Annotated in this window: 26 protein-coding genes and 1 tRNA gene; 15 read left to right on the forward strand and 12 right to left on the reverse strand. The window is 67.6% G+C overall.

All coding sequences use genetic code 11. The annotated features are described in order from the left end of the window. Positions 1-3: 3 nt before the first annotated feature. The 6 genes from L3N39_RS14465 to L3N39_RS14490 form a co-directional block, all read right to left on the reverse strand. Entirely contained in the window at positions 4-906 is a 903-nt protein-coding gene (locus L3N39_RS14465; RefSeq protein ID WP_237258153.1) for a CHAD domain-containing protein, read from the reverse strand. A 55-nt stretch (positions 907-961) separates the two neighbouring features. Further along, entirely contained in the window at positions 962-2,227 is a 1,266-nt protein-coding gene (locus L3N39_RS14470) for an Hsp70 family protein (protein ID WP_237258154.1), read from the reverse strand. 109 nt (positions 2,228-2,336) lie between these two features. Then, positions 2,337-3,692 carry a spinster family MFS transporter gene (locus L3N39_RS14475; RefSeq protein WP_237258155.1) on the reverse strand — a complete coding sequence of 452 codons (1,356 nt, stop codon included), beginning with the start codon at positions 3,690-3,692 and terminating at the stop codon, positions 2,337-2,339. Positions 3,693-3,812: 120 nt separating this feature from the next. Beyond that, positions 3,813-4,595, reverse strand: coding sequence for a hydroxypyruvate isomerase family protein (locus L3N39_RS14480; protein ID WP_237258156.1), 783 nt, complete (start codon positions 4,593-4,595; stop codon positions 3,813-3,815). Next, the gene (locus L3N39_RS14485) at positions 4,592-5,479 is read right to left on the reverse strand and encodes an NAD(P)-dependent oxidoreductase (RefSeq protein WP_237258157.1); all 888 of its coding nucleotides are present in this window, start codon (positions 5,477-5,479) and stop codon (positions 4,592-4,594) included. The genes L3N39_RS14480 and L3N39_RS14485 overlap by 4 nt, the downstream gene beginning before the upstream one ends. A 65-nt stretch (positions 5,480-5,544) precedes the next feature. Further along, a complete protein-coding gene (locus L3N39_RS14490) occupies positions 5,545-5,895 on the reverse strand; it encodes a diacylglycerol kinase (protein ID WP_237258158.1) in 351 nt (116 codons plus the stop codon). A gap of 106 nt (positions 5,896-6,001) precedes the next feature. On the opposite strand from L3N39_RS14490, the gene L3N39_RS14495 reads away from it, so the two are divergent. Genes L3N39_RS14495 through phnE form a run of 4 tightly spaced genes read left to right on the forward strand, consistent with a single transcriptional unit; the run spans position 6,002 to position 9,244 of the window. Continuing rightward, positions 6,002-6,853 (forward strand): putative selenate ABC transporter substrate-binding protein, encoded by an 852-nt coding sequence (locus L3N39_RS14495; protein ID WP_237258159.1) that lies wholly within the window; start codon positions 6,002-6,004, stop codon positions 6,851-6,853. Next, positions 6,850-7,653 carry a phosphonate ABC transporter ATP-binding protein gene (locus L3N39_RS14500; RefSeq protein WP_237258160.1) on the forward strand — a complete coding sequence of 268 codons (804 nt, stop codon included), beginning with the start codon at positions 6,850-6,852 and terminating at the stop codon, positions 7,651-7,653. Before L3N39_RS14495 ends, L3N39_RS14500 begins: the two co-directional genes overlap by 4 nt. Further along, positions 7,647-8,480 (forward strand): PhnE/PtxC family ABC transporter permease, encoded by an 834-nt coding sequence (locus tag L3N39_RS14505; protein WP_237258161.1) that lies wholly within the window; start codon positions 7,647-7,649, stop codon positions 8,478-8,480. The genes L3N39_RS14500 and L3N39_RS14505 overlap by 7 nt, the downstream gene beginning before the upstream one ends. After that, a complete protein-coding gene (gene phnE / locus L3N39_RS14510) occupies positions 8,477-9,244 on the forward strand; it encodes a phosphonate ABC transporter, permease protein PhnE (RefSeq protein ID WP_237258162.1) in 768 nt (255 codons plus the stop codon). Before L3N39_RS14505 ends, phnE begins: the two co-directional genes overlap by 4 nt. Positions 9,245-9,323: 79 nt before the next feature. On the opposite strand, the gene L3N39_RS14515 is transcribed toward phnE, so the two are convergent. After that, positions 9,324-9,641, reverse strand: coding sequence for a DUF2288 family protein (locus L3N39_RS14515; protein ID WP_237258163.1), 318 nt, complete (start codon positions 9,639-9,641; stop codon positions 9,324-9,326). 200 nt (positions 9,642-9,841) lie between these two features. On the opposite strand from L3N39_RS14515, the gene L3N39_RS14520 reads away from it, so the two are divergent. The 5 genes from L3N39_RS14520 to L3N39_RS14540 all read left to right on the forward strand — a co-directional run bounded on the left by L3N39_RS14520 (position 9,842) and on the right by L3N39_RS14540 (position 14,857). After that, positions 9,842-10,960: a branched-chain amino acid ABC transporter substrate-binding protein gene (locus tag L3N39_RS14520; protein WP_237258164.1), complete on the forward strand. Its 1,119-nt coding sequence runs from the start codon at positions 9,842-9,844 to the stop codon at positions 10,958-10,960. 251 nt (positions 10,961-11,211) lie between these two features. Beyond that, positions 11,212-12,135, forward strand: a complete 924-nt coding sequence (livH, locus tag L3N39_RS14525) for a high-affinity branched-chain amino acid ABC transporter permease LivH (protein ID WP_237258165.1) — start codon at positions 11,212-11,214, stop codon at positions 12,133-12,135. Then, entirely contained in the window at positions 12,132-13,388 is a 1,257-nt protein-coding gene (locus L3N39_RS14530; RefSeq protein ID WP_237258166.1) for a high-affinity branched-chain amino acid ABC transporter permease LivM, read from the forward strand. Before livH ends, L3N39_RS14530 begins: the two co-directional genes overlap by 4 nt. After that, positions 13,385-14,152 carry a high-affinity branched-chain amino acid ABC transporter ATP-binding protein LivG gene (gene livG / locus L3N39_RS14535; RefSeq protein WP_237258167.1) on the forward strand — a complete coding sequence of 256 codons (768 nt, stop codon included), beginning with the start codon at positions 13,385-13,387 and terminating at the stop codon, positions 14,150-14,152. Before L3N39_RS14530 ends, livG begins: the two co-directional genes overlap by 4 nt. A 3-nt stretch (positions 14,153-14,155) precedes the next feature. Then, complete coding sequence (locus tag L3N39_RS14540; RefSeq protein ID WP_237258168.1) at positions 14,156-14,857, forward strand: ABC transporter ATP-binding protein; 702 nt, start codon at positions 14,156-14,158, stop codon at positions 14,855-14,857. A gap of 79 nt (positions 14,858-14,936) precedes the next feature. On the opposite strand, the gene dcd is transcribed toward L3N39_RS14540, so the two are convergent. Continuing rightward, positions 14,937-15,503, reverse strand: a complete 567-nt coding sequence (gene dcd, locus L3N39_RS14545; protein WP_237258169.1) for a dCTP deaminase — start codon at positions 15,501-15,503, stop codon at positions 14,937-14,939. A gap of 295 nt (positions 15,504-15,798) precedes the next feature. On the opposite strand from dcd, the gene L3N39_RS14550 reads away from it, so the two are divergent. Then, positions 15,799-16,008: a cold-shock protein gene (locus L3N39_RS14550; RefSeq protein ID WP_041106806.1), complete on the forward strand. Its 210-nt coding sequence runs from the start codon at positions 15,799-15,801 to the stop codon at positions 16,006-16,008. A gap of 107 nt (positions 16,009-16,115) precedes the next feature. On the opposite strand, the gene apbC is transcribed toward L3N39_RS14550, so the two are convergent. Next, a complete protein-coding gene (gene apbC, locus L3N39_RS14555) occupies positions 16,116-17,210 on the reverse strand; it encodes an iron-sulfur cluster carrier protein ApbC (RefSeq protein ID WP_237258170.1) in 1,095 nt (364 codons plus the stop codon). Between the two features lie 177 nt (positions 17,211-17,387). Here apbC and metG point away from each other — a divergent pair, with 177 nt between their 5' ends. From metG to L3N39_RS14575, 4 genes are all read left to right on the forward strand, one after another. Then, on the forward strand, positions 17,388-19,430 hold the full coding sequence (gene metG, locus L3N39_RS14560) for a methionine--tRNA ligase (protein ID WP_237258171.1): 2,043 nt from the start codon (positions 17,388-17,390) through the stop codon (positions 19,428-19,430). A gap of 63 nt (positions 19,431-19,493) precedes the next feature. Continuing rightward, positions 19,494-19,700 (forward strand): cysteine-rich CWC family protein, encoded by a 207-nt coding sequence (locus L3N39_RS14565; protein WP_237258172.1) that lies wholly within the window; start codon positions 19,494-19,496, stop codon positions 19,698-19,700. Beyond that, positions 19,700-20,392 (forward strand): pseudouridine synthase, encoded by a 693-nt coding sequence (locus L3N39_RS14570; protein WP_237258173.1) that lies wholly within the window; start codon positions 19,700-19,702, stop codon positions 20,390-20,392. Before L3N39_RS14565 ends, L3N39_RS14570 begins: the two co-directional genes overlap by 1 nt. An 80-nt stretch (positions 20,393-20,472) precedes the next feature. Beyond that, positions 20,473-20,546: transfer RNA gene (locus L3N39_RS14575), tRNA-Gly, on the forward strand. Between the two features lie 222 nt (positions 20,547-20,768). On the opposite strand, the gene L3N39_RS14580 is transcribed toward L3N39_RS14575, so the two are convergent. After that, positions 20,769-21,095, reverse strand: coding sequence for a type II toxin-antitoxin system RelE/ParE family toxin (locus L3N39_RS14580; RefSeq protein WP_237258174.1), 327 nt, complete (start codon positions 21,093-21,095; stop codon positions 20,769-20,771). Continuing rightward, positions 21,092-21,328: a type II toxin-antitoxin system ParD family antitoxin gene (locus L3N39_RS14585; RefSeq protein WP_237258175.1), complete on the reverse strand. Its 237-nt coding sequence runs from the start codon at positions 21,326-21,328 to the stop codon at positions 21,092-21,094. Before L3N39_RS14585 ends, L3N39_RS14580 begins: the two co-directional genes overlap by 4 nt. Positions 21,329-21,636: 308 nt before the next feature. Between L3N39_RS14585 and L3N39_RS14590 the strand changes: the two genes are divergently transcribed. Then, positions 21,637-22,446, forward strand: a complete 810-nt coding sequence (locus L3N39_RS14590; RefSeq protein WP_237258176.1) for a DUF1206 domain-containing protein — start codon at positions 21,637-21,639, stop codon at positions 22,444-22,446. Positions 22,447-22,492: 46 nt separating this feature from the next. Here L3N39_RS14590 and L3N39_RS14595 read toward each other — a convergent pair whose 3' ends face one another. Beyond that, positions 22,493-24,511: a TonB-dependent receptor gene (locus tag L3N39_RS14595; protein ID WP_237258177.1), complete on the reverse strand. Its 2,019-nt coding sequence runs from the start codon at positions 24,509-24,511 to the stop codon at positions 22,493-22,495. Positions 24,512-24,552: the final 41 nt, after the last annotated feature.

Genomic DNA, 24,552 nt, shown 5'->3' on the forward strand with positions numbered 1-24,552 from the left:
GACCTACCCGGCCCGCGCGATCCGCCAGTAGCACCGCCAGCGCGCGACCAGCGCGCCAGGCTTTTCCGCATAGAGCCGCGCACCGAGGGCGAAGGCTTCGGCCTGCAGCGTGGCGCGGCGCTTGTCGATCAGCCGCTGCAGGCGCTCGCGGGTCGCCGCCGAGCCGAACAGCTCGGGCTCGGCCTGCAACAGCGCCAACATCATCGCCAGGTCATGGTCGTCGCCCAGCGCATCGGACAGGCGCTTGAGCTGATCGCTGCGAAATTCGAAGGCGTCTGGCCACAGGGGCGTCAGCAGCTGGCTGTGATACCACTGGTCCTTCACCCGCTTGCGCCACTCGTGCAGGCGCTCGTCGCTCGGCTCGCGCCGCGCCAGCGCCAGGTCGCGGCGGCCGTCGCGATAGGTGCGCTCAAGGCCGGCCTGGAGCAAGGCGAAGCCCTTGCCCTCCAGCGGCCAGCGCTCGACCTCGCCGGCCAGCGCCTGCAGCTGCGTGCGCACCTGCTCCAGGTGCTGCTCCCAGGCGTCCGCCTGCCCCGGCGCAGGCTGCGCGCGGGCCTCGAGCCGGCGGCGCACCTGGCGGAACGGCTCGGTGATGAAGACTGCGCGGTGGCCCTCGGCCAGCGCATCCCAGCTTTCCAGCATCGCCGCCGCGTCGCGTGACTCGGCCAGGGTCCGCGCCAGGTCGCGGATGCCGATGTTGTCGCGGGCGAACTGCCGGCCCAGCGGCTCGCGCACCAGGCGCAGCAGTGCACGCAGCTCCTTGAAGCGCTTGCGTGCCTGGTGCACGCCCTCGGCGCGTCGCTCGGCCGGCAGCGCCAGCGCCTGCAGGGCACCGCTGATGCGATCGAGCGCCGCCTTGCGGACCTGGCGCGACGCCTTGCGTCTGGGGTTGATGCGGTAGGCCATGGCGTTGAACTCCTCCCGAGTGAAGGTGAATCAGACAGCCGGGCGACCCGGCCGCTTAACCGTAGCGCTTGTGCGCCTCGATGGCCAAACCCGCGCCGATGCTGCCGAAGCGGTTGCCTTCGACATGGCGGGCCTCGGGCAAGCGTTTCGCGACGCAACGCCGCAGCGCCGGCACCGCACTCGAGCCGCCGGTGAAAAACACCGTGTCGACCTCGTCCCGCCCAAGGCCGGCGGCCAGCAGCAACTCGTCGATACTGCGACCGATGCGCTCGAGCAAGGGTTCGATCGCCGTATCGAAGCCCCCGCGGCTGAGCTCGGCCTGGAGCTGCGGCTCGATGCGGGCAAAGTCGATGACATGCCGCTCGGCCTCGGTCAGCGCGATCTTGCCCTGCTCGACCTGCATCGCCAGCCAGTGGCCGGCGCGCTGCTCGATCAGGCTGAACAGCCGGTCGATGCCGGTGGGGTCGAGGATGTCGTAGCGCATGCTCTGCAGCGCACGCTGCGAAGCCGGGGCATAGACCGCGTTGATGGTGTGCCAGGTGGCGAGGTTGAGGTGCGTGCTGGTGGGCATCGGCGCGTCGCTCTTCATCCGGCTGCCGTAGCCGAACAGCGGCATCACCCCGGCCAGGCTGAGCTGCTTGTCGAAGTCGGTGCCGCCGATGTGCACGCCGCCGGTGGCGAGGATGTCGGCCTGGCGCTCGGCCAGCGCGCGGCGCGCGGGCGACAGGCGCACCAGCGAGAAGTCGGAGGTACCGCCGCCGATGTCGACGATCAGCACGCGTTCCTCGCGCTCGATGCGCGACTCGTAGTCGAAGGCCGCGGCGATGGGCTCGTACTGGAAGGAGATGTCGCGAAAGCCGAGCTTGCGGGCGGCAGCCTCGAGCATCTCGGTCGCCTCGCGGTCGGCCTGCGGGTCGTCGTCGACGAAGAACACCGGGCGGCCCAGCACCACCTGCTCGAACGAGCGCCCGGCGGCGGCCTCGGCGCGCGTCTTCAGCGTGCCGAGGAACAGCCCGAGGATGTCGCGGAACGGCATGGCGCTGCCCAGCACGGTGGTCTCGCTCTTGAGCAGCCTGGAGCCCAGCAGGCTCTTGAGCGAGCGCATCAGCCGGCCTTCGTAGCCTTCGAGGTATTCGGCCAGCGCCTGGCGGCCATAGACCGGGCGGCGTTCCTCGAGGTTGAAGAACACCACCGAAGGCAGGGTCGGTTCGTCGCCTTCGAGGGCGATCAGCGGGTCCTGGCCGGGGCGCCACCAGCCGACGGTGGAATTGGAGGTGCCGAAGTCGATGCCGCAGGCGCGGGCGGGTACTGCTGGCTGCATGAACGGGTCCGGATCGAAAGGGCCGCGCAGTGTACGCGAGGCCCGCCGCCGTTGCAGGCCGAAGCATGCCCACCCGGCGGACGGCAGCGGTGGCCGCCCGCCCCGCCTCTCAGGCGGGCACGGCCTGGCCGGTGGCTTCGGCGTTTCGCTCCGCCATGCCGGCGGTCATCCGGGCGGCATCGCGGCTGAAGCTGCGCGAAGCCATGAACAGGAAGACCATGGTCAGCAGCAGCGTGGCCGGGATCAGGTACATCGCATCGTGCAGGCCGATGGCGCGGAACGCCTCGCTCATCTGGCCAGCACCGGCCGCCAGCATCGCCGCCTCGGCGAAGTGATCGGACAGCAGCCCCACCACCACCGTGCCCATGCCGCCGCCGAGCAGGTACAGCCCGGCGAAGAACAGCGCCATGGCGGTGGCCCGCAGGCGCGGCTCGACCACGTCCTGGATCGCCGTGTAGACGCAGGTATAGAAGTTGTAGGAGAACAGCCAACCGACGCTGAACACCGCGACGAAGACGCCGAGCTCGACACGCCCGGCCATCAGCGCATAGCCGGTGGCCAGGGTCGCGACCACCATGCTCGCCGCGGCGAACAGCAACCGGCCGCCGCGGGCGAAACGGCTATGGATGCGATCGGCAATCCAGCCGCCGAAGGTCAGCCCGACCAGCCCGGTGAGCCCGACGATCACCCCGGTGGCCACCGAGGCCTGCACCAGCGGCGCGCCGAAGTAGCGCATCAAAAGCGGCACCATGAAGGCGTTGCAGGCGTAGGTCGCGAAGTTGAACGCCAGCCCGGCGAGCACCAGCCACCAGAAGGTGCGGATCGCCAGCACCTTGCGCAGCGGGTTCTCCACCGGCGTCTGCGCTACCTTGACGCTTTCCGCCGCGCCGCGCTCGGGCTCGCGGATGAAGAACAGGAACAGCGCCAGTACCAGCCCGGGCACGGCGGCGATAAAGAACGGCGCGCGCCAGCTGCCGAACGCCTCGACCATCGAGCCGATGGTGAAGAAGGCCAGCAGCAGCCCCAGCGGCAGCCCGAGCATGAAGATGCCCATGGCGCGGGCGCGCTTGTGCGCCGGGAACAGGTCGCCGATCAGCGAGTTGGCCGCCGGCGCGTAGCTGGCCTCGCCGACGCCGATGCCCATGCGGACTAGAAGAAAGCTCCAGAAATTCCAGGCCAGCCCGTTGACCGCCGTCAGCCCGCTCCACACCGTAAGGCCCCAGCCCATGATCCTGCGCCGCGAACCGCTGTCGGCCATGCGCCCCAGGGGCACGCCGGCGATGGCGTAGACGATGGTGAACGCGGTGCCGATCAGCCCGAGCTGGAGGTCGTTGAGGTTCCACTCCAGGCGGATCGGCTCGGTGATGATCGCCGGGATGGTGCGATCGAAGAAGTTGAACAGGTTGGCGAGAAACAGCAGGAACAGGACGCGCCAGGCGTTCGCGGCTTGGGTCGGAGGCTGCATGTCGTCGGTCTCGTTGTTGTTATAGGTGCCGGCCACACGCCAGCCGGGACTCGACCTGACTCTAGAGTCTGCTCCTCGGGTTGTCTGTCACCATCAGCCGGGCTTATGCCCGGCAATGCCTCAGCGGCTGCGCCAGCGTTCGAGCCAGTCGAGGCTCGCCTCGGTGCCCGCCTCGCCCGGCCGGTACTCGGCGCCCAGCCAGCCCTGGTAGCCGCTGCTCACCAGCGCTTCGCGCGCGGCGACGAAGTCCAGCGTGCCGCTGCCCGGCGCGCCGCGCCCGGGGCAATCGGCGAACTGCACATGGCCGATGCGCCCGGCCAGGCGCGCGATGCAGGCCGAGACATCGAGCCCCTGGCGCGCCATGTGATAGAAGTCGAGCTGGGCCTGGCAGTTGGGGTGATCGACCCGCTCGAGCAGCTCGGCCAGCTCGTCGGCGGTGCTGATCAGGAAGCCCGGCATGTCCAGCGGGTTGATCGCTTCGCAGAGCACGCCGATGCCGAGGATGTCGAAGGTCTCGGCGGTCTTCCACAGGTTGCGCTCGAGCGTCGCCAGCGCCGCCTCGCGCTCGACCCCTTCGGCCAGCCGCCCCGGCAGCACGTTGACGAATGCCGGGCGGACCATCGCCGCATAGGTGGCGGCCACCTGCAGCGCCTGGTCGAACGACTCCTGGCGCTCCGGCACCGCGGCCAGGCCGGGGCCGCCGCTCATCAGGTCGCCGGCCGGCAGGTTGATCAGGATCAGCGGCAGGTCGGCGCGGTCGAGCAGGCCCTTGAGCAGCACCGCCGGCAGCTCGTAGGGGAACTGGATCTCCACGCCGTCGAAGCCGGCGACCCGCGCAGCCAGCACGCGCTCGGCCAGCGGCAGTTCGGTGAACAGCAGCGACAGGTTGGCTGCGATCTTCATGCATCAGTCTCCCGGAACAGTTCGACCAGCGTAGCCGGGTCGCGCTCAAGATTGCCCTGGCTGCCGTGCAGGCGCATCAATTGCGCGGCCAGCCCGCTCATCGGCGTCGACGAGCCCTGCTCGCGCGACAGCTTGACGGCGGTGTCCAGGTCCTTGAGCAGCGTGCGCACGTGCCACTTCACCGGCTCGAACGCGCTCGCCGCCATCTGCGGGGCGAGGATCTGCAGCGGCTTCGAATCGGCGAAGCCGCCGGCCAGCGCCGGCGCCAGCAGGCCGGCATCGACCCCGGCGCGCTCGGCCAGCGCCACCACCTCGGCGATCACCAGCGCGTTGCAGGCGACGATCATCTGGTTGCACACCTTGCTCACCTGCCCGGCGCCGACGCCGCCCATGTGCGTCAGGCGCTGGCCCAGGTGCATCAGCACCGGGCGCACGCGCTCGATGTCCTCGGCGCGCCCGCCGGCCATGATCGCCAGGCTGCCGGCCTCGGCCCCGGCGGTGCCGCCGGACACCGGCGCATCGACCCAGTGGGTGCCGCAGCGAAACGCCAGTTCGGCGGCCATCTCGCGCGTGGCGGCCGGCTCCAGGCTGGAATGGTCGACCAGCAGCTGGCCCTGGCGCGCGCCCTCGGCGATGCCCCGCGGGCCGAATACCACCTCGCGCACCACCCGGGTGTCGGCCAGGCACAGCAGCAGGATGTCGCTGCCGGCGCAGAGTTCGGCCGGCGTATCGACCCGCTCGGCACCCAGCTCGACCAGTGGTGCGCACTTGTCCGGCGTGCGGTTCCACACCTTCAGCCGATAACCCGCGGCCAGCAGGCGACGACACATCGGCAGGCCCATCAGGCCGATGCCGGCAAAGCCCAGGGATGGCAGCTCGGACATGCTCAGACTCCTCAGATTCGACGGATCGCCGATTCTATGGGCTCCCGGGGCCCGGGCGCGAGCGCTCACCAGAGCGAGCAGAGAAAGGCCAGCCCGACCGCCAGCGCGACGAAGCTGGCGACCAGCACCGCACCGGCGGCGACATCCTTCACCGCACCGACCGCCGGATGACGCGCCGGGTGCAGGTGGTCGAGCAGGCCCTCCAGCGCGCTGTTGAGCAGCTCGGCGACCAGCACCAGGCCGACGGCGAGCAACAGCAGCGCCCACCAGATCGCCGCCGGCCGCGTCGCCAGCAGCAACATCAGCACCGCGGCCGTGGCCAGCAGGTGGCTGCGCAGGCTGCGCTCGTGGCGCAGCGCATGCCGCAGGCCGTGGAGGGCAAAGCCCAATCGCCGGGCGAAGGGCAATCCTTTCATGGCCGACTCCTTGAAGCGCTACAACCCGAGTCTAGCGCCGCTGGGCAGCGCCGATGGCGCGGCCTATAATCGCGCCGCTTTTTCCGCTATTGAACCGGAGAACCCAATGCTGAAGCGCTCCCTGGCAGCCGTCGCCGGCCTTGCCCTGTCCCTGTCCGTCACCGCCATCCAGGCTGCCGAAACCCTGCGGGTTTCCGCGATTCCCGATGAAGCCCCGACCGAACTGATCCGCAAGTTCAAGCCACTGGGCGAATACCTCGAACACCAACTGGGCATGCCGGTGCAGTTCACCCCGGTCTCCGACTATGCCGCGGTCGTCGAAGCGCTGGCTTCCGACCGGCTGGACATGGCCTGGCTCGGCGGCTTCACCTTCGTGCAGGCACGCCTGAAGACCGGCAACGCCATCCCGCTGGTACAACGCGAGCAGGACCAGCAGTTCACCAGCACCTTCATCAGCGCCGACCCCGCGGTGAAGTCGCTCCAGGATCTGGAGGGCAAGACCTTTGCCTTCGGCTCGGTCTCCTCCACCTCCGGCAGCCTGATGCCGCGCTACTTCATGCTCGAGGACGGCATCGAGCCGGAGAAATTCTTCAAGCGCATCGCCTATTCCGGCGCGCACGACGCCACCGCCGCCTGGGTCGAGGCCGGCAAGGCCGACGGCGGCGTGCTCAACGCCTCGGTGTGGGACAAGCTGGTCGCCGCCGGCAAGGTCGATACCAGCAAGGTCCGCGTGATCGGTACCACCCCGACCTACTACGACTACAACTGGACGGTGCGCGGCAGCCTCGACCCGGCGCTGGCCGAAAAGATCAAGGCGGCCTTCCTCGCGCTCGACCCGGCCAACCCGGAGCACAAGGCGATTCTCGACCTGCAGGCCGCCTCGCGCTTCATCGAGACCCGGCCGGAAAACTACGAAGGCATCGAGCAGGCCGCACGCGCGGCCGGCCTGCTCAAGTGACCCTGCGGCTCCGCGGCGTGAGCTATCGCCACGCCGGCGGCCAGGCTGCGCTGCACGACATCGACCTGCAGGTCGCACGGGGCGAGCGGGTGGCCATCATCGGGCCGTCCGGCGCCGGCAAGACCACCCTGCTGCGCCTGCTCGCCAGCCACCTGCGCCCCGCCGACGGGCACCTCGAACTACTCGGCGAAGCGCCCTGGCGCCTGCCGGCCGCCGCGCGCCAGAAGCTGCGCGGACGCGTCGGCCTGGTGCACCAGGCGCCGCCGCTGCCAGCACGCCAACGGGTGGTCACCGCGGTGCTGGCCGGGCGCCTCGGCCAGTGGTCGCTGCCGCGCAGCCTGCTCAGCCTGGTCTACCCGCTGGACGCCGCAGGCGCACGGCAGGTCCTGGCCCGGCTGGACCTGCAGGACAAGCTCTACCAGCGCTGCGACCAGCTTTCCGGCGGCCAGCTGCAGCGCGTCGGCATCGCCCGGGTGCTGTACCAGGCGCCGGAGCTGATCCTCGCCGACGAGCCGGTCTCGGCGATGGACCCGGTGCTGGCGGCGCATTCGCTCGAGGTGCTGGCCGACGAGGCCCGGCGCCGCGGCGCCACGCTGCTGGCCAGCCTGCACGCCGTGGAGCTGGCGCTGGCGCATTTCCCGCGCATCGTCGGCGTGCGCGACGGCCGCGTGTTGTTCGACAAGGCCGCCGGGCAGGTGCGTCCCGCCGAATTGCAGGCGCTGTACGCCAACGAGCAGCTCGGCACCCGGCCGCCGGCGAGCACACCCGCCATGCGGGTCGTGCACAGCCCGCGATGCTGACGCCCGCCGCGCCCCTGCGCGACCCGGCCGCGCTGCCACGCCTGTTGCTGACGATGGTCGCGGTCGCCCTGCTCTGGCCCGGAGTCTCGCTGAGCGAGCTGGACCTCGGCGTGCTGTTCGATGGGCGCAATGCCGAACCCATGGGCAGCTTCCTCTCGGCCTTCTGGCCACCGGCGCACGCCGAGGACTTCCTCGCCCTGCTGCTGCAGGCAACGCTGGAAACCCTGGCCATCGCCACGGCGGGCCTCAGCCTGGCCTTGCTGGTCGCGCTGCCGGCGGCGCTGCTGGCCAGCCGCGCGCTGTCGCTCTCGGCGGTCAGCCGCGGCGGCCGCCCGCACTGGCTCGCCAATGCCGTGCGCTGGCCGGTGCGGGCCTTGCTGATCGTGCTGCGCAGCGTGCCGGAGATCGTCTGGGCGCTGCTCTTCGTCCGCGCCGCCGGGCTCGGCCCGACCGCCGGGGTGCTGGCCATCGCCATCACCTATGCCGGCATGCTCGGCAAGGTCTACGCGGAAATCTTCGAGTCGGTCGACCCCGGCCCCGCCCGTGCCCTGCTCGGCGCCGGGGCCACGCGGCTGCAGGCGTTCGCCTACGGGGTGCTGCCGCAGGCGGCGGGCGAGATGCTCTCCTACACGGTGTACCGCTGGGAGTGTGCGATCCGCGCCTCGGTGGTGATGGGCTTCGTCGGCGCCGGCGGGCTGGGGCAGCAGATGGACCTGTCGATGCGCATGTTCGCCGGTGGCGAGGTGGCGAGCATGCTGCTGACCTTCCTGGCTTTGGTACTGCTGGCCGACCTGCTCAGCCGCCTGTTGCGTGGGCGCTACGCATGAAGGGCCTGTCGCGCCTGCTGCTGCCGCTCGGCCTGCTCGCCGCGGTCATCGCCGCCTTCGCCTTCCTGCAACTGGACGCCGCCGCGCTGCTCAGCCGCGACGGGCTGGCGGCGATGGCCGGGTACGCCGCGCGCTTCCTGCAGCCGGATCTCTCCGCGCCGCACTTGCGTGCCATCGCCTTCGCCACGCTGGAAACCCTGGCGATGTCGGCCATCGGCACGCTGCTCGCCGCGTTGCTGGGCCTGGGCCTGGCGCTGCCGGGCGCCGGGCGCTTCGGCCTGCTCGCCCAGGGCGCGGCGCGGCTGCTGCTCAATGCCCTGCGGGCGATCCCCGAGCTGGTCTGGGCGGCCTTGATGGTGCTCGCCGCGGGCCTCGGCCCCAACGCCGGCACCCTGGCCCTGGCGCTGCACACCGCCGGCGTGCTCGGCCGGCTGTTCGCCGAGGCGCTGGAGAATACCCCGCCGGAGCCGGCCGACGCCCTGCGCCTGGCCGGCAGCGGGCGCCTCGCCGCGTTCTGCTACGGCACGCTGCCGGTGCTCTGGCCGCAGCTGGTGGCCTACACGCTCTATCGCTGGGAGAACAACATCCGCATGGCCAGCGTGCTGGGCTTCGTCGGCGCCGGCGGGCTGGGACAGATGCTCTACCTGAGCCTGAGCCTGTTCCAGGAGGCCCAGGCGGCCAGCGTCATCCTCGCCATGTTGCTGATGGTGCTGGCGGTCGATGCCCTGAGCGGCTGGATGCGCCTGCGCTGGGTCCGCGCCTAGGCCACAAGGGCACGACCCGCACGGCGCTCGCGACACATTTGGCGCCGTTTCGGCCAGTGCGGCGCGCCCTTGCCTTCTTTCAGTGCAGCGCTGCGGGGGCGGCGCGCTCCTGCACCAGCACCCAGGGCGCGACCACCACGGCCCAGAGGTCGGGCTTGCGCTCGACCCAGTCCTGCGCCTGCTCGGCCGGCATGTTCGCCAGCTCGCCGGCTACCAGCCAGGCCTCGACCTTGCTGCGATCGTCCAGTGCCACGGCGGCTGCCACGGCCACCAGGTCGACATCACCGGCCACGCGCAACAGCGCGCCGCGGGCGAAGAAGGGCTCGAGCTCGGTCCAGGTGATCGCTGCCGTTTCGCCCAAAAGCTTGGCATAGAGAGTGCTTGCTTCGTCGTTCATGGGGGCCTACCCGTCGCGAAAAGTGGGCAATGATAGCGCCACCCGAGGGCTCGGCAAGCGGGGGCAAACCGGCTGTGCAAACGCAGAAGACATTCCTACACTGTACCGGTACAGTTGCCGCACCGTTTCGGGACGTTCGCCCCTTAACGACTCTGCGACACGCAGGATCAAACAATTAAAACGATGCAAGTGGAGCGCATATGAAGAACAAGCAGCGTCTGTCCAAGCTATTCCTGGCGATGGCCCTGAGCAGTGCCGCCAGCTACTCGCTCGCCGCAGACCCCATCAAGATCGCCCTGGCCGGCCCGGTGACCGGTGCCGTCGCCCAGTACGGCGACATGCAGTTCATCGGCGCCGAGATGGCCATCGAGCAGATCAACAAGGCCGGCGGGGTGAACGGCGCGCAACTGCAGGGCGTGCGCTATGACGACGCCTGCGATCCGAAGCAGGCCGTGGCGGTAGCCAACAAGATCGTCAACGACGGCGTCAGCTTCGTGGTCGGCCATCTCTGCTCCAGCTCCACCCAGCCGGCGTCCGACATCTACGAGGACGAAGGCATCCTGATGATCACCGCGGCGTCCACCAGCCCGGACATCACCTCGCGCGGCTACGAACTGATCTTCCGCACCATCGGCCTGGACAGCCTGCAGGGCCCGACCGCCGGCAACTTCATCGCCGACCACGTCAAGCCGAAGAATGTCGCCGTCATCCACGACAAGCAGCAGTACGGCGAGGGCATCGCCACCGCGGTCAAGCAGACCCTCGAGGGCAAGGGCGTCAAGGTCTCGATGTTCGAAGGCATCAACGCCGGCGACAAGGACTTCTCCTCGTTGATCGCGCGCCTCAAGCGCGAGGGCGTGGATTTCATCTACTACGGCGGCTACCACCCCGAACTGGGCCTGCTGCTGCGCCAGTCCAAGGAGAAGGGCCTGAACGTACGCTTCATGGGCCCGGAAGGCGTCGGCAACTCGGAAATTTCCGCCATCGCCGGCCCGGCTTCCGAAGGCATGTACGTCACCCTGCCCAAGTCCTTCGACCAGGATCCGAAGAACCAGCAGCTGGTCGAGGCCTTCAAGGCCAAGAAGCAGGATCCGAGCGGCCCGTTCGTGTTCCCCGCCTATGCCGCCGTCCAGGTCATTGCCGAAGGCATCGAGAAAGCCGGCAGCACCGACACCGACAAGGTCGCCGAGGCGCTGCGCAGCAACAGCTTCGACACCCCGACCGGCACGCTGGAGTTCGACGAGAAGGGCGACCTGAAGAACTTCAACTTCGTCGTTTACGAATGGCACCAGGACGGCACCAAGACCGAAGCCAAGTAAGGGACCTTCACCAGTCGACAAAGCCCATGCCCAGGTATGGGCTTTGTTTTACGGGCGGGCCAGCCAAAAGCACCGGAACGCCCTGCCAGACCTACGACCCATGCGAGCGGCCCTGACCCGGGCCCGCCTCGAACCGGTGCCGTGCGTGATCCGCGGGGCATCGTACAGCAGTGACGCGGCGCCCGGCGCTGCGTGTTCGATGCGGGCAGCGCGGCCGCCGCGAGGGTACCCAGGTACTCCGGAGAGCAGTGATGCCTGAGCTTTACCACTACCTACAACAGCTGATCAACGGCCTGACCGTCGGCAGCACCTATGCCTTGATCGCCATCGGCTACACGATGGTTTACGGCATCATCGGGATGATCAACTTCGCCCACGGCGAGGTGTACATGATCGGTTCCTATATCGCCTTCATCGCCCTGATCGGCCTGACCGCCATGGGCCTGGATAGCCTGCCGATCCTGATGATCGGCGCCTTCGCCGCCAGCATGATCGTCACCAGCGCCTACGGCTACAGCATCGAGCGGGTGGCCTACCGGCCGCTGCGCGGCAGCAATCGCCTGATTCCGCTGATCTCGGCGATCGGCATGTCGATCTTCCTGCAGAACGTCGTGCTGCTGACCCAGGACTCCAAGGACAAGGCGATCCCCAACCTGTTCCCGGGCAACCTGGTGTTCGGCGAGAGCACCATGAACGGCGTGACCGTTTCCTATATGCAGGTGCTGATCTTCATCGTCACCTTCGTCGCCATGTACGGCCTGACCCTGTTCATCTCGCGCTCGCGCCTGGGCCGGGCCTGCCGCGCCTGCGCCGAGGACATCAAGATGGCCAACCTGCTGGGCATCAACACCAACGGCATCATCGCCCTGACCTTCGTCATCGGCGCCGCGCTGGCGGCGATCGCCGCGGTGCTGATCAGCATGCAGTACGGCGTGATCAACCCGCATATCGGCTTCCTCGCCGGTATCAAGGCGTTCACCGCCGCGGTGCTTGGCGGCATCGGCAGCATCCCCGGCGCCATGCTCGGCGGCCTGGTACTGGGCGTGGCCGAGGCCTTCGGCGCCGACATCTTCGGCGACCAGTACAAGGACGTGGTGGCCTTCAGCCTGCTGGTGCTGGTGCTGCTGTTCCGCCCCACCGGCATCCTCGGCCGTCCGGAGGTTGAAAAGGTATGACCCGCAACCTGCGTACTGCCTTCTTCAGCGCCCTGCTGGTACTCGCCGTGGCGGTGCCGGTGTTCGGCCTGAAGCTCACCACCGTCGGCATCCGCGTCGAGGTACATGGCGCCGAAGCCGGCACCTTCTGGATCATCGCCGCCTGCGCGGTGGCCATGTTCGCCTGGCAGCTGGTGCGCACGCGCCTGGCGGCCGGCTGGGCGGCCAGCCCGAGCCTGCCGACCATCCCCGCCGGCGCCGGCAGCTTCCTCACCCTGCCCTCGACCCAGCGCTGGATCATCCTCGGCCTGGTGGTGGTCGCCCTGGCCTGGCCGTTCTACGGTTCGCGCGGCGCGGTGGACATCGCCACGCTGATCCTGATCTACGTGATGCTCGGCCTCGGCCTGAACATCGTCGTCGGCCTCGCCGGGCTGCTGGACCTGGGCTACGTCGGCTTCTATGCCGTCGGCGCCTATACCTACGCGCTGCTCTCGCACTACTACGACGTCGGCTTCTGGACCGCCCTGCCGATCGCCGGGGCGATGGCCGCGCTGTTCGGCTTCCTGCTCGGCTTCCCGGTGCTGCGCCTGCGCGGCGACTACCTGGCGATCGTGACCCTGGGCTTCGGCGAGATCATCCGCATCCTGCTGCGCAACATGACCGAACTCACCGGCGGCCCCAACGGCATCAGCGGAATCGACAAGCCGACGCTGTTCGGCCTGTCCTTCGATCGCCGCGCGGCCGAGGGCATGCAGACCTTCCACGAGTACTTCGGGGTAGCCTACAACTCGGTGAACAAGGTGATCTTCCTCTACCTGATCGCCCTGCTGCTGGTGCTGCTGACGCTGTTCGTGATCAACCGCCTGCTGCGCATGCCGATCGGCCGTGCCTGGGAAGCGCTGCGCGAGGACGAGATCGCCTGCCGTGCGCTGGGCATGAACCCCACGGTGATCAAGCTCTCGGCCTTCACCCTCGGCGCCACCTTCGCCGGTTTCGCCGGCAGCTTCTTCGCCGCGCGCCAGGGCCTGGTCTCGCCGGAATCCTTCACCTTCATCGAATCGGCGATCATCCTCGCCATCGTGGTGCTCGGCGGCATGGGCTCGCAGCTCGGCGTGATCCTCGCCGCAGTGGTGATGATCCTGCTGCCCGAGCTGATGCGCGAATTCAGCGAGTACCGCATGCTGATGTTCGGCGCCCTGATGGTACTGATGATGATCTGGCGTCCGCAGGGCCTGCTGCCCATGCAACGCCCGCACCTGGAGCTGAAGCAATGAGTCGCCCGATCCTGGAAGTACGTGGCCTGACCATGCGCTTCGGCGGCCTGCTGGCCGTCAACAACGTAGCCCTGAACGTGCAGGAAAAGCAGGTGGTCTCGATGATCGGCCCCAACGGCGCCGGCAAGACCACCGTGTTCAACTGCCTGACCGGCTTCTACCAGCCGACCGGCGGGGAAATCCTCATCGAGGGCGAGGCCATCCACGGCCTGCCCGGCCACCAGATCGCCCGCAAGGGCGTGGTGCGCACGTTCCAGAACGTGCGGCTGTTCAAGGACATGACCGCGGTGGAGAACCTGCTGGTCGCCCAGCACCGCCACCTGAACACCAACTTTCTCGCCGGCCTGTTCAAGACCCCGGCGTTCCGCCAGAGCGAGCGCCAGGCCATGGAGTTCGCCCGCCACTGGCTCGAGCAGGTGGACCTGATCGAGGTGGCCAACCGGCCGGCCGGCACGCTCGCCTATGGCCAGCAGCGCCGCCTGGAAATCGCCCGCTGCATGATGACGCGCCCGCGCATCCTCATGCTCGACGAGCCGGCGGCGGGCCTCAACCCGCGCGAGACCGAAGACCTCAAGGCCCTGATCGGCATGCTGCGCCAGGACCATGGCGTCACGGTGCTGCTGATCGAGCACGACATGAAGCTGGTGATGAGCATTTCCGACCATATCTACGTGATCAACCAGGGCACGCCCCTGGCCGATGGCACGCCGGAGCAGATCCGCAGCAATCCGGATGTGATCAAGGCCTATCTGGGGGAGGCGTAAGCGATGCTGACATTCGAGAACGTCTCAACCTTCTACGGCAAGATCCAGGCCCTGCACGGGGTGAACGTGCACGTCGAGCGCGGCGAGATCGTCACCCTGATCGGCGCCAACGGCGCCGGCAAGTCGACCCTGCTGATGACGCTGTGCGGCTCGCCGCAGGCAGCCAGCGGCAGCATCCGCTTCGAGGGCGAGGAACTGGTGGGGCAGCAGAGCTGCGACATCATGCGCAAGGCCATCGCCGTGGTGCCCGAGGGTCGGCGCATCTTCGCCCGGCTGACGGTGGAGGAAAACCTGGCGATGGGCGGCTTCTTCACCGAGAAGAACGCCTACCAGGAGCAGCTGGACAAGGTGCTGCAGCTGTTTCCACGGCTGAAGGAGCGCTACAACCAGCGCGGCGGCACCATGTCCGGCGGCGAGCAGCAGATGCTCGCCATCGGGCGCGCGTTGATGAGCAAGCCCAAGCTGCTGCTACTGGACGAGCCTTCGCTGGGCCTGGCGCCGCTGGTCATCCAGCAGATCTTCGAGATCATCGAGCAGTTGCGCGAGGACGGCGTCACGGTGTTCCTGGTCGAGCAGAACGCCAACCAGGCCCTCAAGCTGGCTGACCGTGGCTATGTGCTGGAGAACGGGCGCATCGTCATGCGGGGCAGCGGCCACGACCTGCTGATCGACCCGAAGGTGCGCGAAGCCTACCTGGGGGCATAACGGCCGCAGGCCGGGATTTCGCGTCCCGGCCTGCGGTTCGTTGCATCGGCTCTCGGCTGAAACGCGAACCGGCGCGCCGTCAGGCCTTTGGCAGGGTGACGCCGGTCTGCCCCTGGTATTTGCCGCCGCGATCGCGATAGGACACTTCGCAGGCCTCGTCGGACTGCAGGAAGAGCATCTGCGCCACGCCCTCGTTGGCGTAGATCTTTGCCGGCAGCGTGGTGGTGTTGGAGAACTCCAGCGTCACATGGCCTTCCCATTCGGGCTCCAGCGGCGTGACGTTGACGATGATGCCGCAACGGGCATAGGTACTCTTGCCCAGGCAGATAGTCAGCACGTCCCGCGGAATGCGGAAGTATTCCACCGTGCGCGCCAGGGCAAAGGAGTTCGGCGGGATGATGCAGACCGGGCCCTTGACGTCGACGAAGCTCTTCTCGTCGAAGTTCTTCGGGTCGACCGTGGCCGAATGGATATTGGTGAAGACCTTGAATTCGTCCGCGCAGCGCACGTCGTAGCCATAGCTGGAAACGCCGTAGGAGATCAGCCGCTCGCTGCCCTCGGTGCGCACCTGCCGCTCGACGAACGGCTCGATCATGCCGTGTTCCTGGGCCATGCGGCGAATCCACTTGTCCGATTTGATGCTCATCGCGCGTCCTGATCTGGCTGGATTGGAAAAAAAGCAAAGGCGCATCTTACCGGCGCCGCCAAGGCTCTCCAAGCCCGCCAATCGTGGCGTCGGGCCAGCTTTTCCAGCCTCGCCCGGGCGCCCGCGGGATTTCGGAAAATAAAGCTCGCATTGCTGGAGAAAACGGGTATTGTTAGCCCGCTGTTGCTGCAATGTGTCACCGTGAATCGCTCGAACGACTTCCATCTCCTTGCACACAGTGTTGTCCGGGCTTCGCCCGTGCTTCTCCCCACAACCTTGTCCAAGGAGACATCAGATGTCCAATCGCCAAACCGGTACCGTCAAGTGGTTCAACGATGAGAAAGGCTACGGCTTCATCACCCCCCAGAGCGGTGACGACCTGTTCGTTCACTTCCGCGCTATCCAGGGTGACGGCTTCAAGAGCCTGAAGGAAGGCCAGCAGGTTTCCTTCGTTGCTACCCGCGGCCAGAAAGGCATGCAGGCCGAGGAAGTCCAGGTTATCTAACCTGCGCTTCGGCTAGTAGAAAGCCCCGCTGATGCGGGGCTTTTTCGTTTCTGCCGCTGCTGTTTCCAGCGGACCGCCGAGCAGATGCCCGGCGGTCGCGGGCAGGCTCAATCGTCGGTGACCACAATGTTGGGCATCGACTGCGCGACGATCTGGTTGCCCTGGCTGATACGCGCGCCGACCGTGCGTGCGACCTCCTGGTAGAGCATGGCGATCTGGCTTTCCGGATCGGCGATCACCGTCGGGCGGCCGGCGTCCGCCTGGCTGCGGATGGCCATCGACAGCGGCAGCGAGGCCAGCAGGTCGACGTTGTACTGCGCCGCCAGCTTCTCACCGCCGCCCTCGCCGAACAGGTGCTCGGCATGCCCGCAGTTCGAGCAGATGTGGATGGCCATGTTTTCCACCACGCCGAGCACCGGGATGTTCACCTTGCGGAACATCTCCACGCCCTTCTTCGCGTCCAGCAGCGCCAGGTCCTGCGGCGTGGTGACGATCACCGCCCCGGTCACCGGCACCTTCTGCGCGAGGGTCAGCTGGATATCACCGGTTCCCGGCGGCATGTCGATCACCAGGTAGTCCAAGTCGCTCCAGGCGGTCTGGGTGATCAGCTGCAGCAGCGCACCGGAGACCATCGGCCCGCGCCAGACCACCGGTGTACGGTCGTCGGAGAGGAAGGCCATGGACATCAGCTGCACGCCATGGGCCTCGAGCGGCACGAAGAACTTCTCGTCGCGCACCTGAGGGCGCGTGCCCTCGGCAATCCCGAACATGATGCCCACGCTGGGCCCGTAGATATCGGCATCCAGCACCCCGACCCGCGCGCCCTCGCGGGCCAGCGCCAGGGCCAGGTTGGCCGCCGTGGTGGACTTGCCGACCCCGCCCTTGCCGGAGGCCACCGCGATGATGTTCTTCACGCTGGCCAGCGCCGGCACCTGGTCCAGCGCCTTGTGTGGCTTGATCACGCAGTCGACCTGCACATCGGCACGGCTGACACCGCCCAGCCCTTCGATGGCCATGGCCAGCATCTGCGCCCAGCCACCGCGGAACAGTCCGGCCGCGTAGCCCAGCTCGAGCTGGACGCTGACGCGATCGCCCTGAATCTCGATGGAGCGCACGCAACCGGCGCTCACAGGGTCCTGATTCAGATGGGGGTCGGTGTACTGGCGCAGTACGGATTCCACAGCTTCGCGGGTGACAGGCATGGTTTCTCCAGGAAAGACCGAGCAAAACAGACAGGCATCTTACTCCCTGGGCCGGGATCGGCCCACCGGGGAGATGCTCCTGCTTCGACTTCCCGCCAGGCAAGGCGTGCGGATGAAAAAAAGCCGCCGCAGCTTTATAGTGCCGAGCTTTCCCCGCAATTCCGACTGCAGAAGCCCATGTCCGAAGCCCGCAAGATCCTCGTCACCAGCGCCCTGCCCTACGCCAACGGTTCGATCCACCTCGGCCACATGCTCGAGTACATCCAGACCGACATGTGGGTGCGCTTCCAGAAACTGCGCGGCAACCAGTGCATCTATGTCTGCGCCGACGACGCCCATGGCTCGGCGATCATGCTGCGCGCCGAGAAGGAAGGCATCACTCCCGAGCAGCTGATTGCCAACGTGCAGGCCGAGCACAGCGCCGACTTCGCCGACTTCCTGGTCGATTTCGACAACTTTCACTCGACCCATGCCGAGGAAAACCGCGAGCTGGCCGAGCTGATCTACACCCGCCTGCGCGACGCCGGGCACATCGCCACCCGCTCGGTGACCCAGTACTTCGACCCCGAGAAGGGCATGTTCCTAGCCGACCGCTTCATCAAGGGCACCTGCCCGAAGTGCGGCGCCGAGGACCAGTACGGCGACAACTGCGAGAAGTGCGGCGCTACCTACGAGCCCACCGAACTGAAGGACCCGCGCTCGGCGATTTCCGGCGCCACCCCGGTGCTCAAGGATTCCAAGCATTTCTTCTTCAAGTTGCCCGACTTCGAGGCGATGCTCAAGGAATGGACGCGCAGCGGCAGCCTGCAGGAATCGGTAGCGAACAAGATCGCCGAATGGCTCGACGGCGGCCTGCAGGAATGGGACATCTCCCGCGATGCGCCCTACTTCGGCTTCGAGATCCCCGGCGAGCCGGGCAAGTACTTCTATGTCTGGCTGGACGCGCCGATCGGATACATGGCGAGCTTCCAGAACCTCTGCAAGCGCCGCCCCGAACTCTCCTTCGACGCTTTCTGGAGCAAGGAGTCGAGCGCCGAGCTGTATCACTTCATCGGCAAGGACATCATCAACTTCCACACCCTGTTCTGGCCCGCGATGCTCGAAGGCGCCGGCTACCGCAAGCCGACCGCGGTGAACGTGCATGGCTACCTGACGGTGAACGGGCAGAAGATGTCCAAGTCGCGCGGCACCTTCATCAAGGCGCGCACCTACCTCGAGCACCTCAACCCCGAGTACCTGCGCTACTACTATGCGTCCAAGCTCGGCCGCGGCGTCGATGACCTCGATCTGAACCTCGAGGACTTCGTGCAGAAGGTCAATTCCGACCTGGTCGGCAAGGTGGTCAACATCGCCAGCCGCTGCGCCGGCTTTATCCACAAGGGCAACGACGGCGTGCTGGTCGAGGCCAACCCCGAGCCGGAACTCTGGGCCGCCTTCCAGGCCGCCGCGCCGGGCATCGTCGACGCCTACGAGGCGCGCGACTTCGCCCGCGCCATGCGCGAGATCATGCACCTGGCCGACCGCGCCAACGCCTGGATCGCCGACAAGGCGCCCTGGGCACTGAACAAGGTCGAGGGCAAGCAGGCCGAGGTACAGGAGATCTGCGCACTGGGCATCAACCTGTTCCGCCAGCTGGTGATCTTCCTCAAGCCGGTGCTGCCGAATCTCGCCGCCGCCGCCGAGCAGTTCCTCAACGTCGCGCCGCTGAGCTGGGACGACCACACCACGCTGCTAACCAACCACCCGCTCAACGCCTTCACCCCGCTGCTGACGCGTATCGAGCCGGCGAAGATCGAGGCGATGATCGAGGCCTCCAAGGAAGACCTGGCCGCACAGTCCAGCCAGCCCGCGCCTGCCGGTAACGGCGAACTGGTCAAGGAACCGCTGGCCGCCGAGATCAACTTCGACGCCTTCGCCGCGGTGGACCTGCGCATCGCGCTGATCGAGAAGGCCGAGTTCGTCGAGGGCGCCGACAAGCTGCTGCGTCTGACCCTGGACATCGGCGACGCCAAGCGCAACGTATTCTCCGGCATCAAGAGCGCCTACCCGGAGCCGAGCAAGCTGGAAGGCCGGCTGACCCTGTACGTCGCCAACCTGGCGCCGCGCAAGATGAAGTTCGGCATGTCCGAGGGCATGGTGCTGGCCGCAGGCCCCGGCGGCAGCGAGATCTACCTGCTCAGCCCGGATAACGGTGCCAAGCCCGGCCAGCGCGTCATGTGAGCCGGCTTCGCGTGCCGGCTCCTCGACCGGCACGCGAAGCTCGACGTCTCAACGGTAAATGCCATGAGCGAGACTGTAGATCCGTCCCGCTGCCCGCTCTGCGGCCAGCCCAACCAATGCGCCGAGTGCGATCCGGCTGCGGACCAGCCATGCTGGTGCTTTACCGCCACCCTTCCCCGGGACGCACTCGACGGCATCCCCGCCGCCCTCAGGAACCAGGCCTGCATCTGCTCCCGCTGCGCCCGCAGCGAGCCCGCAGCCAAAAGCTGATGCGCCTCGATCGTTATCTCGCTAGCCGTGCGCAACTCAGCCGCCAGGATGTCCGCCGCCTGCTCGTCGACGGTCGCGCGCGGGTGAACGGCGAAGTCACCCGGACCATGGACCGGGAGGTGCGCCTGTTCGACTGCGTGGAACTCGATGGGCAGGTCCTGCAAGCAGGCAAGGCCGCCCGCTACCTGATGCTGCACAAGCCGGCCGGCTGCGTCAGCGCCACCCGTGACGCCGCGCATCGCACGGTGCTCGACCTGATCGACGAACCGGACAAGGACGACCTGCACATCGCCGGCCGCCTCGACTTCAACACCACCGGTCTGGTGCTGCTGACCAACGACGGCCAGTGGTCACGCCGCCTGACCCAGCCGAGCAGCCTGCAGGGCAAGGTCTACCTGGTCGAGACCGAAGACGAGATCGACCCCGCCTGCGTCGAGGCCTTCGCCCGGGGGCTGTATTTCCGCTTCGAGAACCTCACCACGCTTCCAGCCGAACTGGCGCTGCTCGGCCCGCGCCGCGCCCGCCTGGTCCTGCACGAGGGCCGCTACCACCAGGTCAAGCGCATGTTCGGCCACTTCCGCAACCGGGTCACCGCCCTGCACCGCGAGCGCATGGGCCTGGTGCAACTGGACCCTGCCCTGGCACCTGGACGCTACCGACCGCTGACCGCCGAGGAAATCGCCCAAGTGTAGGCCGGCATCGGCCGCCCACCAGAAAAAGCGGCCAGCACCCTTCATTTCGGCCCGGCCTTCTGGTAAAAAGTCACCCTCAAGCGGGCGTCGTATAATGGCATTACCTGAGCTTCCCAAGCTCATGACGAGGGTTCGATTCCCTTCGCCCGCTCCAGACACCAAAAGTTAAAGCCCTGTTCTTACAGGGCTTTTTCGTTTCTGGCCTTCGCTGGTATCGAAGGCGGATCGAAATGGCGGTCATTCCCTCGCCACCACCCGACAGCTTGCCGAGCGGGTTTTGGCCAGCACTCTCTCTCAGTCCTGGGCCGGTCGATGAAGGCCAGCGTGTCATGGCAGCTGCGCCGAACGGGCTGCACTGACACCGCTCTCAATGGCTCTACACAGGGTCACCCTGGAACCAAGACGGAATATCACGCATGCCGTGCAGCACCCGCCACACCTCAATGTGGTCTGGCAGCTCAAGGTAGAACACCACGTAGGGATACCGCTTGAGCGGCCAAGATCGCAGCCCCGGCAGGTCCAGCTCGTGAGCGTAGCGATTGGAGCCAACTTCGGGATGACGGCCGAGCCGCTTATAGGCCTGCTCGAGCGCGTCAATGAAGCCTAGTGCCGCGTTGGCCGCTTCGTTCTCGAGGTAATAGGCAACCGCCCGATCCACGTCTTGGCTGGCCAGCGCTCTCGGAATCACCGGCTTCTGCTTCATACGCGTGCTTTGCGCATCCGGTCCCGCAGGGATTCGAAGTAGTCGGCATCAGCCGGAGCCGTTGCCGGCGAGGCGGCACCGGTCAGCAGTAAACCGCGCAGGTGCTGGCGATCCTGGTCCCTGCGGATCAGTTCGCGGACGTATTCGCTACTCGTACCGTAGCCGCGTTGGCTGACTTGTTCATCCACGAAGCTTTTCAGCGTATCGGGCAAGGAGATGTTCATAGTGCTCATTTTCGCGGCTCCGATTTGGCAAAAATTGGCAAGAACCAATCTAACGTGCAGCTAAACCCCGTGTCGATAGCCTGTCGAAATCACTGTGCTGCACGGCGACGAAACGGGCACAGGGGTAAGCGAAAATACCGCAACGACATGGCTGGCGCCTAAACCAAGCAACCGGAAAAAGGGCTCTGACTCGAGCACGAAACCCCCGCTGTGCTGCACCAGGCGCCCCCCGGTCGCTCCCAAGCGAACCGAATAGCGCCAAACCGCGTCCCACTGAAGAGGCCGTCATGTCGATGGCCATCGACGGAGGGGCAGGCATGAATGTGACCCGAGGTGTCGTCTGGCTGGCCCGCAGTGGCTATGCCGCTCGCGGGCTGGTCTATGCGATCGTCGCCTTCTTTGCCGTGCTGGCTGCGCTGGGGGCCGGGCGAACGGTGGATACCAAGGGCGCGGTCCAGGAACTGCTGACCCAGCCGTTCGGGGCCACCCTGCTCTGGCTGGTGGTGATCGGCCTGCTCGCCCACGTGGCCTGGCGCGTCACCCAGGCGATCGGCGATACCGACCGCCATGGCAGCGATGCCAAGGGCCTGCTGATCCGCGGCGGGCTGCTCGGCAGCGCGGCGGTGAACCTGCTGCTCGCGCTGTTCACCCTCGGCCTGATCAGCGGGTTGGACTCGCTGGGCAACGGTGGGGGCTCGGGTGGCGGCCAGGCGGATACCCTGCAGCGCCTGCTCGGCCTGCAACATTCGAAGTGGCTGATCTATGCGCTGGCGCTGATCCCGCTCGGCGCCGGCATCGCCCATCTGATCAAGGCCTGGCGCGCGCATTTCGAGCGCTATTTCCAGTGCGACGGGCAGACCATGCGCCTGGTCCGCCCGGTTTCACGCATCGGCCTGGCCGCGCGCGGCTGCGTGTTCCTGGTGATCGCGGCGCTGCTGTTCACCGGCGGCAGCCGCTACGAGCCCACCGACCCACCCGGCCTGAAGGAAGCCTTCGAGGCGCTGCGCAGCCTGCCGGCAGGCGGCACCTTGCTGCTGGCCATCGGCGTCGGCCTGCTGGCCTTCGCGCTCTACAGCTTCGCCGAGGCGAAATGGCGGCGCATCGACCTGTCCGAGGTGATGGACTGAGCACGACGGCAGGCGCCAACCTTTCGGCTGCGCCTGCCGCCGGCACTCAGAACGTCAGCCGCACGCCCAGGGTCAGGTTGCGCCCGGGCAGCAGCACCTCGTCCTTGATGAAGGAGCTGTGCTGGCGGGCCTTCTCGTCGAGCAGGTTGCTGGCCTTTAGGTAGACGAGATAGTCGGCCTGCTCGAGCGATCCGCCATGGCTCAGCCCGGCGCCGAGCATGTTGTAGCCGCCGGTCTCGGTCTCGTGGTCGGCCAGCCGGTCCTGGCGCTGCACGCGATAGAACTCCAGCTGGCCGTCGAGCGCCATGCCGAATCGCTGTTCCAGGCGCACCCCGAGCCGGTCGGCGGGGATACGTGGCAGGTCGCCGCCACCGTCGCGCAGCTTGCCGCGCACATGGTCGCCGAACAGGGTGAAGGCAGTGGCATCGGTGGCCTGGAAGCGCAGCTCGCCCTCGGCGCCGGTGAGCACGGCGTCCTGCTGGCGGTACTCGATCTCGCGATAGCCTTCGCCGATGTCATGGCCGGTGTCGGCCGCGTAGATGAAGTCAGCCACCTGGTTGCGGAAAAGGCTGAGGCTGAAAGTGGTGCGCCCGGCGAGCTTGCGCAGCGTCAGCTCGGCGTTATGCGAGGTTTCCTCGCCGAGCGCCAGGTTGCCCAGTTCCACGGTGCGGGTCGCCGCGTGCGGGCCGTTGGCGTAGAGCTCCTCGGCGGTCGGCAGGCGCTGCGCGCGCGACAGCGAGAAGCCGAGCGAATACTGCGGGGCGAAGCTCCAGACGGCACCGGCGGAGATCGAGGTGCCGCGGTGATCGGTATCCGCCCGGCCGTCGGCGCCGATATCCTGCCACTCGTGGCGCAGGCCGAGTTCGTAGCGCCAGGCGCCAGCGGTGTATTCCTCGAGCAGGAACAGGCCGTGGTTGCGGGTCAGCGTGGCCGGTACGTAGGCCTCCTCGCCGAGCGCTGCGAAGTCGCGGCGCAGGGTCTGCCCGCCGATCACACCGCGCCAGCCGAGCAGCGGCTGGTGGGTGAGTTCCAGGCGCAGGTCGCTGGCATCGTTGCTGAAGCGCGTGCCGACCTCGCCGCCTTCGATCTCCCGATGCCGGTACTGGCTGTGGCCGGCCCGCAGGCGCGCCCGCTCGAAGCCGGGCAGCGGATCGTCGAGTTCGCCGCGCAGATCCCAGCGCTGCTGGTGCATGTCGATATAGGGTACGCCGCCGGCTTCGTCCTCGTGATCCTCGCCCTCATCTTCTTCGTCGTGTTCACCACAGTGCCAGTCGCTGCCATCGAGATGGCATTCGGCGTGTTCGTGGCCGAGCAGGCCGTAGCGGTTGTTCTGCTCGCTGTAGGCCGCACCGAGGTAGCCGCGCTCGCCGATGTAGCTGGCACCCAGGCTGAAGCTGTCGGTGTCGTTGTAGGCGCCTGGCTGCTCGCCCGGCGCCGCGGGAATCTCGTAGGGCTCGGCCTGGCGCTTGCTGCCCTCGGCGCGGACCGCGAAGTTGCCGCTGCCGGCGGTGATGCCGAACACGCCGGCCCCCTCCTCGGCGACGCTGTTGGCGCGCAGCTCCAGTTCGCCTTCGTAGCCCTTCTCGGGGACGTAGGTGGGGATCTTGCGGTCGATCACGTTGACCACCCCGCCGATGGCGCCGCCGCCGTACAGCAACGTCACCGGCCCCTTGAGCACCTCGATGCGCTCGGCCAGCAGCGGCTCGCTGAGCACCGCATGGTCCGGGCTGATGGTGGACGCGTCGAGCAGCTCCGCGCCATCGCTCAGCACCTTGACCCGTGCGCCATCCAGACCGCGAATCACCGGCCGAGCGGCGCCGGCGCCGAAACCGCTGGAGCGCACGCCCGGCAGCGACTCCAGCGACTCGCCGAGAGTCGCTTCACGGCGCAGCACCAGCTCATCGCCGGCGAGCACCTGTGCGGCGGTGGTCATCTCGCTGCTCGCGCTGCCCAGCGCGCTGGCGCTGACCACGTCGGGCGCCAGTTGCAGTGGCTCGCCGGCCAGCGCTACGGGCGCTGTCGCCAGGCCGAGGGCCAGGGCCAGGGGGTTCAACTTCGGGTGCATGCGACTCTCCTGTTCGTCTCGAAACCACCAGCCGGGGCGGC

The sequence above is a fragment of the Pseudomonas oligotrophica genome (assembly GCF_021726475.1).
In the GTDB taxonomy this organism is placed as follows: domain Bacteria; phylum Pseudomonadota; class Gammaproteobacteria; order Pseudomonadales; family Pseudomonadaceae; genus Stutzerimonas; species Stutzerimonas oligotrophica.